At 52.5% G+C, this 16422-nt stretch carries 19 protein-coding genes; 8 read left to right on the forward strand and 11 right to left on the reverse strand.

Annotated features, from left to right (window positions below; genetic code table 11):
- Positions 1–27 precede the first annotated feature (27 nt).
- Together ACFX4U_RS21390 and ACFX4U_RS21395 are read left to right on the forward strand one after the other, a co-directional pair.
- Positions 28–273 (forward strand): type II toxin-antitoxin system CcdA family antitoxin, encoded by a 246-nt coding sequence (locus tag ACFX4U_RS21390; protein WP_305735093.1) that lies wholly within the window; start codon positions 28–30, stop codon positions 271–273.
- A gap of 3 nt (positions 274–276) precedes the next feature.
- Positions 277–588: a CcdB family protein gene (locus ACFX4U_RS21395; RefSeq protein WP_160268776.1), complete on the forward strand. Its 312-nt coding sequence runs from the start codon at positions 277–279 to the stop codon at positions 586–588.
- A gap of 56 nt (positions 589–644) precedes the next feature.
- Here the strand turns inward: ACFX4U_RS21395 and ACFX4U_RS21400 are convergent, their stop codons facing one another.
- Positions 645–1766 carry a cupin domain-containing protein gene (locus tag ACFX4U_RS21400; protein ID WP_045512544.1) on the reverse strand — a complete coding sequence of 374 codons (1122 nt, stop codon included), beginning with the start codon at positions 1764–1766 and terminating at the stop codon, positions 645–647.
- A 64-nt stretch (positions 1767–1830) separates the two neighbouring features.
- The gene (locus tag ACFX4U_RS21405; protein ID WP_313507394.1) at positions 1831–2763 is read right to left on the reverse strand and encodes a LysR family transcriptional regulator; all 933 of its coding nucleotides are present in this window, start codon (positions 2761–2763) and stop codon (positions 1831–1833) included.
- A gap of 103 nt (positions 2764–2866) precedes the next feature.
- Between ACFX4U_RS21405 and ACFX4U_RS21410 the strand changes: the two genes are divergently transcribed.
- Positions 2867–3934, forward strand: coding sequence for an SDR family oxidoreductase (locus ACFX4U_RS21410; protein ID WP_313507393.1), 1068 nt, complete (start codon positions 2867–2869; stop codon positions 3932–3934).
- A gap of 788 nt (positions 3935–4722) precedes the next feature.
- On the opposite strand, the gene ACFX4U_RS21415 is transcribed toward ACFX4U_RS21410, so the two are convergent.
- Positions 4723–5298 (reverse strand): ABATE domain-containing protein, encoded by a 576-nt coding sequence (locus ACFX4U_RS21415; protein ID WP_313507391.1) that lies wholly within the window; start codon positions 5296–5298, stop codon positions 4723–4725.
- 139 nt (positions 5299–5437) lie between these two features.
- Here ACFX4U_RS21415 and ACFX4U_RS21420 point away from each other — a divergent pair, with 139 nt between their 5' ends.
- A complete protein-coding gene (locus tag ACFX4U_RS21420; RefSeq protein WP_313507390.1) occupies positions 5438–6319 on the forward strand; it encodes an alpha/beta hydrolase in 882 nt (293 codons plus the stop codon).
- A 40-nt stretch (positions 6320–6359) separates the two neighbouring features.
- Here ACFX4U_RS21420 and ACFX4U_RS21425 read toward each other — a convergent pair whose 3' ends face one another.
- Positions 6360–7121 (reverse strand): methyltransferase domain-containing protein, encoded by a 762-nt coding sequence (locus ACFX4U_RS21425; RefSeq protein ID WP_313507389.1) that lies wholly within the window; start codon positions 7119–7121, stop codon positions 6360–6362.
- A gap of 110 nt (positions 7122–7231) precedes the next feature.
- Here ACFX4U_RS21425 and ACFX4U_RS21430 point away from each other — a divergent pair, with 110 nt between their 5' ends.
- Positions 7232–8011, forward strand: coding sequence for a helix-turn-helix transcriptional regulator (locus tag ACFX4U_RS21430; protein WP_313507388.1), 780 nt, complete (start codon positions 7232–7234; stop codon positions 8009–8011).
- An 88-nt stretch (positions 8012–8099) separates the two neighbouring features.
- On the opposite strand, the gene ACFX4U_RS21435 is transcribed toward ACFX4U_RS21430, so the two are convergent.
- Both ACFX4U_RS21435 and cspA read right to left on the reverse strand, forming a co-directional pair.
- Positions 8100–8291 (reverse strand): cold-shock protein, encoded by a 192-nt coding sequence (locus ACFX4U_RS21435; RefSeq protein WP_071908221.1) that lies wholly within the window; start codon positions 8289–8291, stop codon positions 8100–8102.
- A gap of 9 nt (positions 8292–8300) precedes the next feature.
- Positions 8301–8513: an RNA chaperone/antiterminator CspA gene (cspA, locus tag ACFX4U_RS21440; RefSeq protein WP_017457639.1), complete on the reverse strand. Its 213-nt coding sequence runs from the start codon at positions 8511–8513 to the stop codon at positions 8301–8303.
- Between the two features lie 384 nt (positions 8514–8897).
- On the opposite strand from cspA, the gene uxuA reads away from it, so the two are divergent.
- The 3 genes from uxuA (at position 8898) to ACFX4U_RS21455 (ending at position 12761) form a co-directional block, all read left to right on the forward strand.
- Positions 8898–9965, forward strand: a complete 1068-nt coding sequence (gene uxuA, locus ACFX4U_RS21445; RefSeq protein WP_313507387.1) for a mannonate dehydratase — start codon at positions 8898–8900, stop codon at positions 9963–9965.
- 66 nt (positions 9966–10031) lie between these two features.
- Positions 10032–11366, forward strand: coding sequence for a gluconate:H+ symporter (locus tag ACFX4U_RS21450; RefSeq protein WP_349350424.1), 1335 nt, complete (start codon positions 10032–10034; stop codon positions 11364–11366).
- Between the two features lie 186 nt (positions 11367–11552).
- Positions 11553–12761, forward strand: coding sequence for an MFS transporter (locus tag ACFX4U_RS21455; RefSeq protein ID WP_380218736.1), 1209 nt, complete (start codon positions 11553–11555; stop codon positions 12759–12761).
- Positions 12762–12818: 57 nt separating this feature from the next.
- Here the strand turns inward: ACFX4U_RS21455 and ACFX4U_RS21460 are convergent, their stop codons facing one another.
- The 5 genes from ACFX4U_RS21460 to ACFX4U_RS21480 all read right to left on the reverse strand — a co-directional run bounded on the left by ACFX4U_RS21460 (position 12819) and on the right by ACFX4U_RS21480 (position 16228).
- Positions 12819–13091 carry a GNAT family N-acetyltransferase gene (locus ACFX4U_RS21460; RefSeq protein ID WP_017457635.1) on the reverse strand — a complete coding sequence of 91 codons (273 nt, stop codon included), beginning with the start codon at positions 13089–13091 and terminating at the stop codon, positions 12819–12821.
- An 11-nt stretch (positions 13092–13102) separates the two neighbouring features.
- A complete protein-coding gene (gene yjdI, locus ACFX4U_RS21465; protein WP_017457634.1) occupies positions 13103–13333 on the reverse strand; it encodes a 4Fe-4S mono-cluster protein YjdI in 231 nt (76 codons plus the stop codon).
- 76 nt (positions 13334–13409) lie between these two features.
- A complete protein-coding gene (locus ACFX4U_RS21470; protein WP_313507383.1) occupies positions 13410–13904 on the reverse strand; it encodes an ATP-binding protein in 495 nt (164 codons plus the stop codon).
- A 200-nt stretch (positions 13905–14104) separates the two neighbouring features.
- The gene (gene fliB / locus ACFX4U_RS21475) at positions 14105–15322 is read right to left on the reverse strand and encodes a flagellin lysine-N-methylase (protein WP_313507382.1); all 1218 of its coding nucleotides are present in this window, start codon (positions 15320–15322) and stop codon (positions 14105–14107) included.
- A 108-nt stretch (positions 15323–15430) separates the two neighbouring features.
- Positions 15431–16228: a hypothetical protein gene (locus ACFX4U_RS21480; RefSeq protein ID WP_313507381.1), complete on the reverse strand. Its 798-nt coding sequence runs from the start codon at positions 16226–16228 to the stop codon at positions 15431–15433.
- Between the last annotated feature and the right edge of the window lie 194 nt (positions 16229–16422).

The raw sequence follows: 16422 nt of genomic DNA on the forward strand, positions 1-16422 counted from the left end.
CACATCTATACACAGGAGGAGGACGTCATGCCTGCTACTGCAACTAAACAGCGAAACAAGCAAAATGTCAGCGTGACCGTCGAGCGCGAGCTACTGGAACAAGCGCGCAAAGAAGGTATCAACCTTTCGCAAACGCTGGCGACCGCCTTGCAAGGTGAACTGCGCAATCTGGCAGCTGAGCGCTGGAAGCGCGAAAATGCCGCCGCCATTGCCGATTTAAATGAATTTATTGCCGAACGCGGCCACTTCTCGGATGAACACAGGAAGTTTTAATCCATGCAATATTCGGTTTATCGGAACAAAAGTAACAGCCGGGATTTCCCGTTTCTGCTGGATGTACAGAGCGATATTATCGGTAGCATGAACTCGCGAGTGGTGATCCCGCTCTGCCCACTGGCGGATTACAAAGATCGCCGCCGGGTTGAACGGTTAAATCCGGTACTGGAGATCGAAGGGAACTCGTATTTGTTACTGACCCACGATCTTGCAGGCGTCAGCCTGGCGATTTTGGGTGAAGAGGTTTGCAGTATGCGCGCGCAGCGCGACGTTATCCGCAACGCGATGGATTTTATTTTTGACGGGATTTGAAGTGACTGAACACCATAAATGCTCAGTCACTTTATTGCTGGAAACACGAGCAAATTTTACTCGTCGAAGTACCAGTAACCCTGATTCACCAGATCGGTCAGCTCCTGGGCAAAAGCCGGGTTATCCAGCGCGTTGCCCAGTTCTTTAAGGCCGATAATGGTGTAGCGGCACAGCGCATCAGCGGCTTGCGCATCGGCCGTGTCCAGATATTCGCTATTGATAAAGACGCTGCCGTCTACGTTTAGCACACGCAAACCGCTAAGACGCGTCAGCACCTGCCCCTCTTTTAGCGCATCGACAATTTCCTCAACGCGGTAATCATCTGGCTCCGGTGCGACATCCAGTTCGTGGCGCGGCGTGGAGATAAAGCTACCAAACCACTGTTTGAAATGCTCCGGCTGGCTAACCAACTCGATCATCATATTACGCACGCGCTCCAGCTCGTACGCTTCTACCCGGCCCGGGTGTTCGCGGCAGGTTAAATCCGGGTCGCTGTAGTGCTCATTCCCGAGATCGTTTTCCAGCGCGTAGTCAGCAAAACTGCTGATCAGATCACGGCCGTTCGGCCCACGGAAACCAATGGAATAGTTGAACGCTTCCTGGTGAGTAAAACCATCGTGCGGGAATCCTGGCGGAATATAGAGGATGTCGCCCGGCTCCAGATCTTCATCAATGATCGGTGGGAATGGATCAACATGCAGCAGCGCCGGGTGCGGGCAGAACTGGCGCATCGGCAGTTTATCGCCCACGCGCCAGCGGCGGCTGCCCATCCCCTGAATAATAAACACGTCGTACTGGTCGATATGCGGGCCAACGCCGCCGCCCGGCACGGAATAGGAAATCATCAGGTCGTCAAAACGCCACTCCGGCAGCACGCGAAACGGTTTTACCAGTTCGGCTGATGGCATATGCCAGTGGTTGACTGCCTGCGCCAGCAGCGACCAGTCTTTTTCGCCTAAATGATCAAACGATTCAAACGGGCCATTCCACGCCTGCCACTGACCATTCACATGGCTGACAATGCGGCTATCGACTTCCGGCTCCATCGCAAGCCCAGCCAGTTCGTCTGGCGTAATCGGGTCGACAAAATCCGGGAACGCGCGTTTCAGGACAACAGGTTTCTTTTGCCAGTATTTTTCAAGAAATTCCGGCCAGTTGAGGTTGAGTTGGTAAGCCATAAATCACACCAGTGAGAAGGGAAACGGGGCTGATTATAAAGAGAGTCCCTACCCACCCGCCTTGTCATTGGTCAAGTGCTGGTGCGGCAAGCGGCGGAGAGATCTCCAGCGCGCCGAGCGCCATCAGTAACGCGTCCACTTTTGGTAATAGCTGCTTGCGGCGCGGCCACACCAGCGTAAGCGCCAGCCCGTGCGGTTGGCATTGCGGCATAATCACCTGCAACTCGCCGCGCCGCACGTGCTCATGCACCAGCCAGGTCGGCATCTGCCCAACGCCCAACCCGGCGCAAAGCGCCTGAACTTGCGCATCGACATCGCCGAGCGCCATGCGATACGGCACGCTGCGCCACTCCGGGTGCCCGTCGGCGGTGGTAAATAACCACGGCTTGGTGCTGCCATCCACTCGCTCATAAAGAATGGCCCGGTGCTGCATCAGCTCCGCCTCATTTTGTGGCGTCCCGGCGCGTTGCAGGTAATCGGGCGCGGCGCAAAACACCATCTTTTCACGGCCAATTTGTCGGCATCCGAGCGACACGGGCAGATCGACGGTTTGCCCGATGCGTACAGCAACATCGATCCCCTCATCGAACAGATCCACAAAACGATCGGAGAAAGTCAGGCTAAGATCAATTTCCGGGTGCTGCTGACAAAACGGGATCAGCAGCGGCATCACGCCCAGCCGCCCGTAGGTGTTTGGCACGGCGAGACGCAACCGCCCGGAGGGAATGGTGCGGTGTGCCGCCAGCACCGATTCGGCTTCCGCCAACTCCTCCAGGATGCGAATGCAGGTCTGGTAATACGCGTTCCCGGCATCGGTGACTTCAAGGCGGCGCGTGGTTCGCTCCAGTAAACGCGAACCCAGCCGCGCCTCGAGGCGGGCGACGCTTTTACTTACCGCCGATCCGGTCAGATGCAGGCGTTCCGCCGCTGCGGTAAAACTCCCCTCTTCGACACTGGCAACGAAGGGGACGATATCTTTCAGACGTTGATCGCTCATGACATTAGTGAATTTAAGTTGCGAATGGTGTGAATTAATACCAGAGATAAGAAATTAATTCTCCATTAGCCTGTGAGATAGACAAAACGTAGAGGAACATCTCATGCAGAAAAAAGCATTAATTGTCGGCATCAGCGGCGTGATTGGCCGGGCGCTGGCAGAAAAACTGCTGGCAGACGGCTGGCAGGTCACTGGCTTATCGCGCGGGCGCGGCGCGGTTCCAACAGGCTGCACCAGCCTGACGGCGGATTTAACCGATGCGGCGGCAGTCAACGAGGCGCTGAAAAACGAGAAACCCGATGCGCTGTTCTTTAGCGTCTGGGCGCGTCAGGAGAATGAAAAAGCCAACATTCGCGTTAATGGCGCGATGGTGAAAAACGTCATTGAGGCGCTGGGCGAGCGCCTGGCCGGGGCGCATGTCGCGCTGGTCACCGGCATGAAACACTATCTTGGCCCGTTCGAAGCCTATGGCAAAGGCAATGTGCCGGTCACACCTTTTCGCGAAGAGCAGGGTCGCCAGAACGTGGATAATTTCTACTATGCCCAGGAAGACGAAGTGTTCGCCGGGGCAAAAAAATACGGTTACCGCTGGAGCGTACATCGCCCGCACAGCATCATCGGCTATGCGCTCGGCAACGCCATGAACATGGGGCTGACGCTGGCGGTTTACGCCACGTTATGCCGCGAAAAAGGGTGGCCGTTTATCTTCCCTGGCTCACCTGAGCAGTGGAATGGTGTCTCCGATGTGACCGACGCCGGTTTACTGGCAGAGCAACTGAGCTGGGCGGCAGTGAGCGACGGTGGCGCGAACGAAGATTTTAACGCAGTGAATGGCGATGTGTTTCGCTGGAACTGGTTATGGCCACGGCTGGCAGCCTATTTCGGCATTGAAGCAGCCGCGTTCCCGGCAAGCATGATGCCGCTGGCAGGACGCATGCAAGAGGCGCAAGCCGCATGGACGGAGATTGCGGGCAAGTATCAACTGGCAGAATCAGATATCGGTAAACTGGCCTCCTGGTGGCATACGGATGCCGACCTCGGTCGCCCGATGGAAGCCTTCGCCGACATGAGCAAGAGCCGCAAAGCCGGGTTTACCGGTTATCGCAGCACGCTGGATTCCTTCGCCACGCTGTTTGATCGCCTGAAAGCGGAAAACATTATCCCGCGCTAGGCCAGTAATTTGCCCGGCGGCGCTGGCATGCCGGGCATTTCCTCAATTACGTTTCTACGCCATCTGCGAGCCTGTTCCAGTACAACCCGCCTCGATATGCACCGTTTTCCGCTGCCCGTTCACATGCCGTGCCTGTACGCTATATCTGGCGGCGATATTGCTATGCCGCAAAGCGACAATTTTACGCAGCGGAGCCCGGCAAACCGCTAAGAGTCATCGCGTGACAGACGCTGGTCGCGGTGAGAGATGAAATCTCAACCCTGTTGATTTTCGGTGCTGAGGCAGTGCCTGGCGAATTTCCAATTGGCGAAACCCGCTTTGCCGGAAAAATATGCGGGTAGACAAATCGTTGGCGCGGCCTGCGCCATAAACGAGGTAACGGCGCAGCACCAGCACCAGCACCAGCACCAGCACCAGCACCAGCACCAGCACCAGCACCAGCACCAGCACCAGCACCAGCACCAGCACCAGCANATTGGCGAAACCCGCTTTGCCGGAAAAATATGCGGGTAGACAAATCGTTGGCGCGGCCTGCGCCATAAACGAGGTAACGGCGCAGCAACAGCACCAGCACCAGCACCAGCACCAGCACCAGCACCAGCACCAGCACCAGCACCAGCACCAGCACCAGCACCAGCACCAGCAGAGATTGATTCATCAGTCCTCTAACCCTAAGCAATTTTATAACAGCGACTTAAGCGCAAACTTACTTTCGGGCAGGCACTGCGCGAGGGCTATGGTGCCAAAGTATTTATGTCACCGTGGCTTATTCATGCCTGGGTCACGGATTAATTACTTTTGGCGCGGAATCGGGCCACCTTTGCCCGGTTGCCGCACAACGCCATGCTGCACCAGCGGCGGCGATGCGCTTTGGTCTTATCGTAAAACCACAGTGTGCAATCCGGATGCTCGCACTGGCGGATATAGTCAAACTGCCCGTTTGCCAGCAACGCTGCCGCCTGTTCTGCGACCGGTGCCAGCGCTTGCTGCGGCGTATCAAGCAGATAAACGCGCTGCATTTGCAGCGAGCCTTGTTCATCAACCACGAGGCGTAAGTGGCTTTGCGCCTGCGCCAGCCAGCCATTCAGCTCATCCAGCGACAGTTCCCGCCCGTGCTTTTTCTCTTCGACAAGCTGGCGAATCAACGCGCGCAACTGGCGCGCTTGAGCCAGCAACTCTCCCGGCTTTGCCATCGCGTTAACCTGCAACCCGACATGCTGTAGCCACTGGCGCACATCGTCATCGGACTGCCAAAAGTCATGCGGCGATTTTTCTGCCATCGCCAGCGTGTTGATAAAATCCAGCGCCTGATCTTCGGCAATAAACCACGGGCCTTCCGCGCCGGGTAACGTGGCTGCTGTCATTGCTGTTCTCTCCTGTTTTTCATTCATCCGCACATTGTAACCTATAAAATACATTTTACACAGTTACATTCTTTCGCCATACTCAGCGTCGCAGTAACCCTATAAATTAATTTTTAACGGTTTCAAAAGAGGTGACGATATGACTGCCAATACGCATTTCCCGGTTCGTTATCAGTATGCAGACGCCGATGGCGTGAAGGTGTTTTACCGTGAAGCAGGTAACCCGAAAAACCCGGTATTACTGCTGCTGCACGGTTTTCCCAGCTCTTCGCATCAGTTTCGCGAACTGATCCCCCTACTGGCAGATAAGTTTCACCTTATCGCCCCGGATCTGCCCGGCTTCGGCTTTACCGAAGTCCCCGCTGAACGCGATTACAGCTATAGCTTTGATGGGCTGGCAAACACGCTGATAGCCTTTGTCGATGCGCTGAATTTGCAACGTTTCGCGATGTATGTTTTTGATTACGGGGCACCGACCGGATTGCGGTTGGCACTGCATTATCCGCAGCGGGTGAGCGGGTTTATTTCGCAAAATGGCAATGCGTATCTGGACGGTTTAGGCGACGCATGGGCGCCGGTTCAGGCTTACTGGCACGCACCGACCGCAGAAAATCGCCAGGTCGTTCACGATGCGATCCTCAATCTGGAAGGGACAAAATGGCAGTACCTGCACGGCGTACGCGATCCTGAAACTGTCGCACCGGAGGGTTATCAACTGGATACACTACTGATGGAGCGTCCCGGAAATAAAGCGATCCAGTTGGATCTGTTTCTCGATTACGCCAACAACCTGAAGCGCTACCCGGAGTTTCAGGCCTTTTTCCGCACCCACCAGCCACCCGCGCTGATTATCTGGGGCGAGCACGATCCGTTTTTTATCCCGCCAGGCGCGCACGCTTATAAACGCGATAACCCAAATGCGGTGGTCGAACTGCTTGATACCGGGCATTTCGCGCTGGAAACCCATGTCGGCTACATTGCCCAACGCATTCGTGACGTGATCGGTAACGCGATTGGCTAAGAAACCGGTGCGCCCCGCGTGGTGGGCGCACCGGTTTTGCTTACGCGCGCGTCTGAAACATCAGCGTGTCGGACGTAAACGAGCCATCGTCGCCAATGAGAAAGTGCGCTTTCACTTCGTCCGAGGTTTGGTTTTGCAGGTAGCGGATCGCCGCGCGCAATACCTCCGGCGTGTTCATGCGTTCCACCCAGGAGTGATATTCCAGCGCCAGCCGATCAGAAACCATCTTCTCAACCAGCATGCCGCTTTGCTGCGTCATTTGCAGCCACTCGGCCGGAGAGTAATTGCGTACGTGGGACGGATCGCGCAGTACTTCAATGGTTTGCAGCCAGATATCCAGCACCGGGCGGCCAGGCGAGGCAATATCCATCAGGATAAATTTCCCGCCGGGTTGCAGCACACGTTTTACTTCGCGCAGCGCCAGCGCGACATCATGCCAGTGGTGAGCCGAGTAGCGGCTGATCACCACGTCAAAGGTATTGTCGGCAAAGGGCAGCTTTTCCGCCGCGCCGTGTGCAGTAGTGATGTTGTGTAACTGACGATCGCTCGCCGCCTGGCGCACTACCGCCAGCATTTTTTCCGACAAGTCATACGCCGTCACCTCGCGCACCACACCTGCGGCGGCAAAACTGGCATGCCCGGCACCGCAGCCTAAATCCAGCAGCGAGGCATCCGCATCAGTACTCAGCCACTCGACCAGCCGCACTAAATCTACGCCTTGCGCGTGCACCTGGCTTGTCAGGTACGCCTCGGCCTGGTCGCCAAACTGTTTTTTTGTTAACTCATGATGATTAATCGCCATTCTCTTTTTCCTTTTTTTAGCACGACAAAAAGTTGCTCTTTGGCGACTATACGACCGCGTTTATAGGGGTACAATATGTGTACTTATACTGGTATTAACGAGTACCACCCATGGAAAGTAACTTATTTGCCGGGCCGAAAACCCTTGGCGCTTTTTTGCGATCGCAGCGGGAAAACACCGCGCCTGCGGATATTGGCTTGCCGGCGCAAGGGCGACGGCGCACGCGTGGGTTGCGGCGGGAAGAAGTGGCGCAACTCAGCGGCATCAGTACCACCTGGTATACGTGGATTGAGCAAGGGCGGGATATTGTCGTGTCGCCGCAAACCCTGTCGAATATCGCCAGCGTGTTAAAAATGACCGCCGCAGAGCGCAAATATTTGTTTCATCTCGCATTGCAAAACGATCCTCAGGAAGAGCACGTCATCACTGTCGAACCTGCTGTGCTGGCCACGGTGAATCAGATGGCCTGCCCCTGTTATTTGCTGGATTTGACGTGGAATATGCTGGCGTGGAATAAACCCGCTGAGGCACTGTTCAGCGGCTGGCTGGATAACGACGCCCAACCGAACATGATGAGTTTTATGTTTCGCCATCCGCTGGCGCAAACGCTGGTTGCCAACTGGGAAACGCGCGCCAGCCGGATTGTCGCCGAGTTACGCGCGGACGCGATGCACTACCCGCACGACCAGGGGCTGAACCAGTTTGTGCAGAGCCTGAGTAATGATAGCGAACTGTTTCGCGCGTTCTGGTCGCGCCAGCAAGTGGTGGTGCGTGAGGGCGGCGAGCGCGTTTTTCATCACCCGCAACAAGGCGAGCTGCACTACCGGCAGATGACCTGGCAGTTAACCAGCAACCGTTCGATCAAAATGATTATGTTAATGGACGAGTAATGCGGGTGCGGGTTGTGTATATCGCGGAAACAAATGGAGTTTATTGCTAAAAATAAAAAAACAGGTCAGAAAACTGACCTGTTTTTTATTATTTACGGAATTCCAGTGGTGCCTGGCTGCTGGCCTGAACCAATGCGGCGATATTATCAAATGTGGTCATTGCTGATTTGCAAAAAATACATTTGGCACCTGCCGGATTTTTCTCAGTCATATCAAAACTGGAAATTCGGTATTGCGACCCGTGGCAGCACGGGCAGCGAAAATGAATATGATTAATAATTCTAAATCCTTAGCGCGGAACCACGTTGGCCGCAGCCGGACCTTTCGGGCCGTTCTCAATAGTAAACTCAACCTCTTGATTTTCTTCAAGAGTACGGAATGCATTGCTCTGGATAGCGGAGAAATGTACGAATACATCTTTGCTGCCGTCTTTCGGAGTAATGAAACCGAAGCCTTTCTCAGCGTTGAACCATTTAACGATACCGTTCATTTTAGTAGACATTCTTGTTACCTTCTTTTTGTTCGCCGAATGCGGCAGTAATGGTCTGAGACATTATTTTTTATCAGAGTGTAAAGCGAAGACCCAAAAAGAAGTAGCAAGGAGGTACTTAGAGATGAGAAAGACTTTAGTGAACTGCTGGAGATAATGATTTATCAAACCGACGACGCATTAACGCATGGTTGCTTTGGCAGCGCAAGCACTATTTTAAAAATATTTGTCAGTAAAACGTTATCAGCAGATTAACGCGCTGATCTGTTTGCTTCTCAGGGTTTCGCTCCCGGCAAAGGGGTTTGTGTGAAGTGGATCGCACAAATGCGCTTACCATCCGACTATTATCAATACTAGTATGGTAGTTAAGCAAAACGTTTAGAGGTGGTAATGAGCATGCAAATGACAATGCGCTGGTTTGGTCCAGTTGAAGATAAAATCCCGCTGGAGCACATCCGGCAAGTTCCCGGCGTCGAAGGTGTCGTTGGCGCGCTTTATGATGTTCCGGTTGGCGACGTGTGGCCAAAAGAGAAAATCCGCGCGCTTGCCGGGCAGGTACATCAGGCCGGTTTAAAGATGGAAGTCATTGAAAGCGTTAACATTCATGATGATATCAAAATTGGTCTGCCCAGCCGCGAGCAGTTAATTGCCAACTATCAGCAAACTATTCGCAACCTGGCGGAAGTCGGCGTGAAGGTGATTTGCTATAACTTCATGCCGGTTTTCGACTGGATGAAAACCGACATGAACTACGTTCTGCCAGACGGTTCACTCACCATGGCGTTCGAGAAAAAAGGCATCGATAAAACTCTCGATGAAGTCGTAAAAGAGGTACTTGAGAATTCCAACGGTTTCGCCCTGCCCGGCTGGGAGCCAGAACGTCTGGCAAAAGTGCAGGAATTGTTTGCCAAATATAAAGATGTCGACGACGCGAAATTGCGCGCAAACCTGGTGTATTTCCTTGAACGTATTATTCCGGTGTGTGAAGAAGTCGGCATAAAAATGGCTATTCATCCGGACGATCCGCCATATTCTATTTTTGGCCTGCCGCGTATTGTAAAAAACCGCGACGATCTCGACTGGATTTGTAATGCAGTGGATTCAGAGGCCAATGGTATTACATTATGCACCGGTTCCATTGCTGAAGATCCGGATAATAATGTCTACCAAATCCTCGCAGAATTTACTCGCCGCAAACGCATTCACTTTGCCCACGTAAGAAATATTAAGCTCATTAAAGATAAAGATTTTTATGAGTCTGCACATTTATCCCGCTACGGCTCGCTGGATATGTTCCAGATAATGAAAGCTCTTTATGATAACGGTTTTGATGGTTATATCCGCCCCGATCACGGCCGCTTTATCTGGGGTGAAACCGGGCGTCCAGGCTACGGGCTCTATGACCGCGCCCTCGGTGTCACCTACCTGCACGGCTTGTGGGAAGCGCTCGAAAAACAACATTAATAAAATGTCATTCAGGCCGGTGGCTCCACCGGCTTTCATTTAAGGCAATTCTCTAAGGTATTCTCTATGTCCCCGCTGTTAGCGCTATTTTGGGTGCTGGTTGGTATTGCACTCCTGGTCGTTATGAATCTGAAATATAAATTCCACAATATTTTCGCCTTACTGATCGCAGGGATATTTGTTGCGATTATGGAAGGTATTCCACTGGATAAAATTGTTACTGTTATTCAGGACGGTCTTGGAAGTATTCTCGGCCATCTTGCATTGATTATTATATTTGGCGCTATCATTGGTAAATTCATGACAGAATCCGGCGCCAGCCAGCGTATTGCAGATAGCGTCATTGAACGCTGCGGAACACGTTTTCTTTCTGTCGGGCTGATGTTTATCGGCGTTATTTTTGGCATCGCCATGTTTTATGAAGTGGCATTTCTGATTGCCATGCCGCTGGTGCTGAATATCGCTAAAAAAGCCAATATTCCGTATATGAAATTAGTGGTGCCCACCGTGGTTGGCGCGACCATGGGACACAGCCTTTTCCCGCCGCAGCCAGGCCCGGTGGCGCTCATCAGTGCGTTCAACGCCGACATCGTGCAAGTCTATCTGTACGGCATTTTAGTGATTATCCCGGCGCTGTTTTGCGCGGGCATTCTGCTGCCCAAATACCTGCCGGGTATTAACGCAATTCCGTTGACTTCGCTGCTGAAACCGGTCGAAGAGAAAACCGCGCAGGATCTGCCGTCGTTTAGCATCAGCATTCTGATCCCGCTGATCCCGGCGGTGCTGATGATTGTCGCATCAATTATCAAAGGATTAATGCCTGCAGGCTCGGAGCTGGTAAAAGTCTGCACCTTCTTTGGCAGCGCGGAAATCAGCATGCTGTTAGCCACGCTGGCGGCAATCTGGTTTCTTGGCATCAAGCGTGGGATGTCAGCGGAAGGTGTCACCCACTGCGCCAGCGACGCGATAGCGAAAATCGCCAATGTGCTGTTTGTCATCAGCGCCGGAGGCATTCTGAAACAGGTGATTGTGGTTTCCGGCGTGGGCAACCATATCGTGGACATTATGAGTCACGTCCCGCTGTCGCCGTTCATTGTGGCGTGGATAATCACAGCGATTATCCGCATTCTCACCGGACAGGGCGCCGTCGCTGCCATTACCTCGGCGGGTATCGTTGCGCCGATGGTCAGCGCGTTTCACCTCAACCCGGCACTAATGTGCCTGGCCGTTGCCTGCGGCAGCAACACCATTACGCTGATGTACGACGGCGGTTTCCTGCTGTTTAAAGAGACGTTCGGCATTTCGATGAAAGACACCTTCAAAACCTGGGGGCTGCTAGAGTTAATTAACTCAGTGGTCGGCTTAGGTATGGTTCTGCTGCTCAGCCTGTTTATCGCTTAGATGATGAAGATCAACGGATACATGGATGTGCCCGCCCGCTTCTCTTTCGCGAAAAGGGATGCTACGTTTACAGGTCTCTGCAATTCATCAGGCTCGCCAATGTAACGACATTTTCTTTGTGAACACACCTTTGCACCGTGCGCTGTATGCCGCACGCGGTTTTCTGTTTACGTGAGAATGTCGACAATGAACACATTATTGATGGTTCTGGTGCGCGCGCTGCGCCAGCACCGCTGGCTGTGCTTGTTTGGTAGTGCCTATCTTTTTTCTTCTATCGGCAATGGGTTAACGCAAACCCTGATCCTTGGTCAATTGTTACGCTGGCATGCCTCTCCGGCAACGCTCACGCTGAGCTACATGCTGGCCACGCTGCCCGGCTTTTTGGGTAGTTTATTAGGGGAATACGGTTGTCGGCGTGTCTCGCCGCTGCGTTTACTGTTGCTGTGTGAGCTGATTGGCCTCGCCGGGCTGCTTCTGCCCCGCTACGGTTTGTTGGCGCACAGCATTCCCGCGCTGCTTGCAGTGCAATCGATCGAAGCATTTGCCACCGGCTTATCCTGGCCTGCCATGAGCTTGGTTTTTAAACGGGGCTTAAGCGCAAACGAACTGCCTGCGGCGACCAGCATGGAAACGGTGATTTTCGCCTCTCAGGTGCTGTTGGGCACAGGCGTCGGTGTTGTCCTTTTTGACCGGGTATCACCGATGACGCTGCTGTCCATCGATGCCATCAGCTTCGTGTTCTCTACGCTATTGCTATGCGCCACGGCACGTTACCTGCCGTCGGTCAGCCATGAGGATCGCCCCAAAAAGACGGTGATGCTGCGCTGGCATCATTTACCGGTCATACAAAAACGCAGCTTGCTGTTGTTACCTGCCCTTGCCGCCGTTGGCGCACCGGCAATGGCGCTGCTCCCGGCGCTGATACAACAAATGCGTCCCGCGGAAGCCACCGACCTTGCGCTGCCGCTTATCTTTGCGCGCAGCCTGGGCCAGCTTTGTGGCCCGCTGCTGCTAAAAGCCGATAACCTCAAACGCTATGCCAGCCACAACCGTTATCTCGTTGGCTGTTTACTGGCCTTTCTGGCGGCTTACTGTGTGCTACCGGGTTTAACGTCCTACCCTAAAACTGCACTGCTCATCATTTTTGCCGCGCATCTGGCATCTAATATGGTCTTTGCTGTCGGGACATTCAGCCTGTTGCACAATTTTCATGCCGATGCCGTTCCCACCGCCACGGCAAAAGTATGGCGCTGGCAATCATGCTGTGCCGCCGTGGCGACACTGATTGCCGCCTTACTGGCAGCAAAATGGGGTGCAGCGCAGGCGTTATATATGGTTTCGTTCAGCACGCTGGCACTGGTGATGATGGTGCTGATTCGCTATCGCCACGAATAAGAGAAGAGACCAGAAGGATGTTGAACGGGAAAATACCGGCAGCGCCGGTATTTTTATTTACGCACGGATATCGTCATATTCGCGTGTATTATCAAATTCGTGTTTGGCAAAGGGGCACAGCGGGATAATTTTACGGTTTTCCGCACGCATTTTTTCCACCACCCGCGCGACCAGTTGCTTACCTACGCCTTGCCCTTTAAGGCTCGGGTCGACATCGGTATGTTCAATAATGCTTAAATGATCCCCGGTGGGAACGAAGACGATTTCGGCAACCTGCGTTCCCTGGGCGTCATTCACATAAAACTTGTTGTGGCCTTCCAGAATTTCCATGGTTTTCTCACTTAGTTGTGGCGGTACTTCAGCGCACCGCTCGGGCAGGTATCAATGACTTTCACCACCGTTGCGACATCCACTTCGTCGGGAATGATCCACGGTTTGCGTTTCAGGTTAAAAAGCTTCGCGCTGCCGCGCACGCAGTTTCCCGCATGCTGACAGACCGCCGTATTGAAATAAACATCAATCTTTTCACCCGTATAGACGCGGTAACCCGCGTCCAGCAGTTCCTTATCCATGACATTGCCTCTGTTCTTTTTGGTGTTGGAAAAGTAAGCATAGCCGCTCTACTTTTACGCACCCTCCGGCGTTTTATCAATAACGAACGATACGAAACCCTTCTTGTTCAGTCGGTTCGACAAAGTAACGGGTAATAAGCGCAAACTGCTCGTCGGTGGCGGCAAAATCATGGTCGCCTGCGGCATTTCGCTGACGTAAGCGCGCTTTGCAAATCTCATCGTCAACCGACAAGTAGTGCAACAAATGCGGCGCGCCGGACTCCTTAACGATAGACATCATCCACTGGCGGCTGGCCAGCGTGTTGGCAGGAAAATCGAGAACCACATTGACACCTGCACCCAGCAGCGCGATGGCGTGCGGCTTGATGGCGGATTTTAATTTAGCGGAGTAGAAAACATAGTCCTCAACGGTGGTCATCGCGTCCTTAAATAATAGCGACAGCCAGCTATCTTCGCGCAGCACCACCGTGCATGGCGTTTTTGCCAGCTCGCTGGCAAGCGTCGATTTACCCGATGCGATTTTGCCGCACAGAAGATGCAGTGTTGCAGGATAAGTGGAACAAACATTCATAAAATGACCTCGCAGGTTGCTGCCAGCAAGGCCCCGCCGTGCTGGCGGGAAAATGGACGAACGTTATCCCACCGGTCGATTGACGGTGTGAATAATGCTCGCAATAAATAAATAGGGTGAATATTTAACAGTCATGCTGGCAACGTAGCAGCAAACCTTCTTCGTTGCCAACGGTTTTGTCTTTGTGGGGCTTAGCGTTGTTAGCCGATCAGCAACAGACAGGAGAGATCGTCACCGCCGTTGATCGTATCGATCGCGGTATCGATGCCTTTATTGATCGTGCTGTTATGCATGGTTTTTTCAGAAAAAGTGGCGATCGTTTTCATCACCAGCGGCGGGTCTATCTCAACATGCAGCGACTGTACGCTGAGGAACGTTTTGAGATAAAAATAGTCCAGAACAATGCGATAAAACTGCCGCAAGATTGTCGCCGTATTCGTGCCGGGAAAATCGCTTTCATAGAGTTTGTACAACAAGTAATTTCTCAATACATGCGGTTCGCCCAGGCAGGAATGCTTGCACAATTGCTTCCACTGCTGATCAAGAGCAGTAAATTTCTCACTCAGCTCTTTGGTTCCCATCTCTGATGTGATGGCCAGGTAGTCTGCAATTTGCAGGTGCCCTTGCGAAATCAGCGGATCGCGCGACGAAAATGTCGCCACATGTGTACCCATCACGGCTAACGCGTTTACTTTCATAGTGACGGCGCGAGCGCTGTTTTGCGCGCGAAGCAACGTTCGACCATTCTGTAATTCATCATTAAGCCCTGCATAAAAGTTTTCCACTTCAGTCAGGTTATTCTGCAGATCAAAGTTGAGCATTTGCAGATAGAGAATAAACTGCGCCAGAGCCATCAAATTTTCTTCAATATTGTTGCTCTGCGCCTGAGCCAGATTCCAGGCGAAAAGATGGACCAGTTGGCTCACCTGGTCCCGTGGTTTTCGCTGTTCCTGTAGCTTCACTTTTGATCGAATAATCAGTGCTGTTTTTTCTTGCAGCAGCATGCTTTGTGGGTCGAAAAGCACCTGGCGTACCACTTCCGGGCAGGAGAGAGTCATGCAGAGACGCATTTCATCGGCGTATTTCCGTACGCCGCGCGGGTAGGATGAACAGGTGTGAGATAACGCTTTTTCGCCTAAATCACGATGAACCATGCAAAGCCTATTTTCATCAATAAACGGGCACTGATTATCTTCATTCAATTTAATGACCGAATATTCATGTTTTCCGTTATGCACCGGAATCAGATTTTCTTTCGCGATAGTCGCAATAATAGGGTTAGATGAGGATAAATAGCTTTGGTGCGTTTTTTTATCGATGGATACTTTCCAGCTATGGCAGCAGGAAATTAAACAATCCGGGCCAACACATTTAAATTTATCAAAGAAAACAGGAGTCACTGTTTTATGGTGTCGCATAATACATTCTTTATAAATGAAAAACAGAAAGTTACACGACAAAAGTAAATATCTATAGTTGCATAAGCGCGCACTACATTCAGCATTTCACGACATGGTCCCGCGCGCTTAAATTCCTGAGGTTAGCTCCATCTGCGAAATGACATTTCCACTGTCGTTAAGATTCTGCTCAACAGAGGCAATATCGTTGCGCTCATTGCCAGACGCTTTCCCCTCTTCACGCATTTTGCTTTTAATCAGCGACAGCAGCGACTTTAGCTCCCGGAGCGCTTCTTTCAGCGAACGCGCGTCTTCCTGCCGCTGGCTGGCGTTTTGTAGCGTATTGATAACGTTATCGATAGTAGATTGTACGCCCGCGACCTCTTCTGATTTCTCTTTTTCGGTCGGATTTTCTTTGTCGCTAACTTCAGCGTCAGAGGCGGCCTGCGCCTGCGCTTTTACGGCAGATTCATCGCTTTCACCAGTAGAAGCCTGGGCTGCGCCAGAAGCGTTAGCATCGGCACTGGTTCCTGAACCGGTGTTATCACTTTGCCCAAGTTGCGAAGCGAGTTGTCCAAGCTGAGATGACAGCTGTTTGAGCTGTTTCATAATGTAGCCCCCGGAGCCGCCAAACAACATGGCCAGCGCTTTCAGGCGGGCGATTTCCCGTTTCAATGCCTCAAGTTTGGCGCGCGCATTCGCTTTGCTGTTTTGCGCATTTTCCTGCGTAAAACGTTTAAGCGTATTGAGGTTTTCCTGCAAATTTTCGTAATACTCTTTCGCCTGTGGGCTGAGCGTCACGATGCTGGCAGGCGTGGCGTAAACGGTTTCATTGGTGCGGGCGGTTTCCTGAGTACGAGCAGTCCCTCCTTTGGCGGAAGAGGACGCGTAAAGATCGAGAGAGCCAGTAAAAGTGGGGCGAAGCATGCGCAATACTCCTGAAGTCCATTGATCATATTAACGGCAGCAGCGAATAAAACTTTACGCGTAAAAACGTGATGACCAGCGCTTGTGGTCTAACAGAAAACCTAACGCATCAATTGAAATTGACCTGCCCCCAGGATTAGATACAACCGTCAGTTAGTAATGTCGGTTTGTTTACCTTCACATTTTCCATTTCG

This window comes from Kosakonia sp. YIM B13588 (assembly GCF_042788165.1).
In the GTDB taxonomy this organism is placed as follows: domain Bacteria; phylum Pseudomonadota; class Gammaproteobacteria; order Enterobacterales; family Enterobacteriaceae; genus Kosakonia; species Kosakonia sacchari.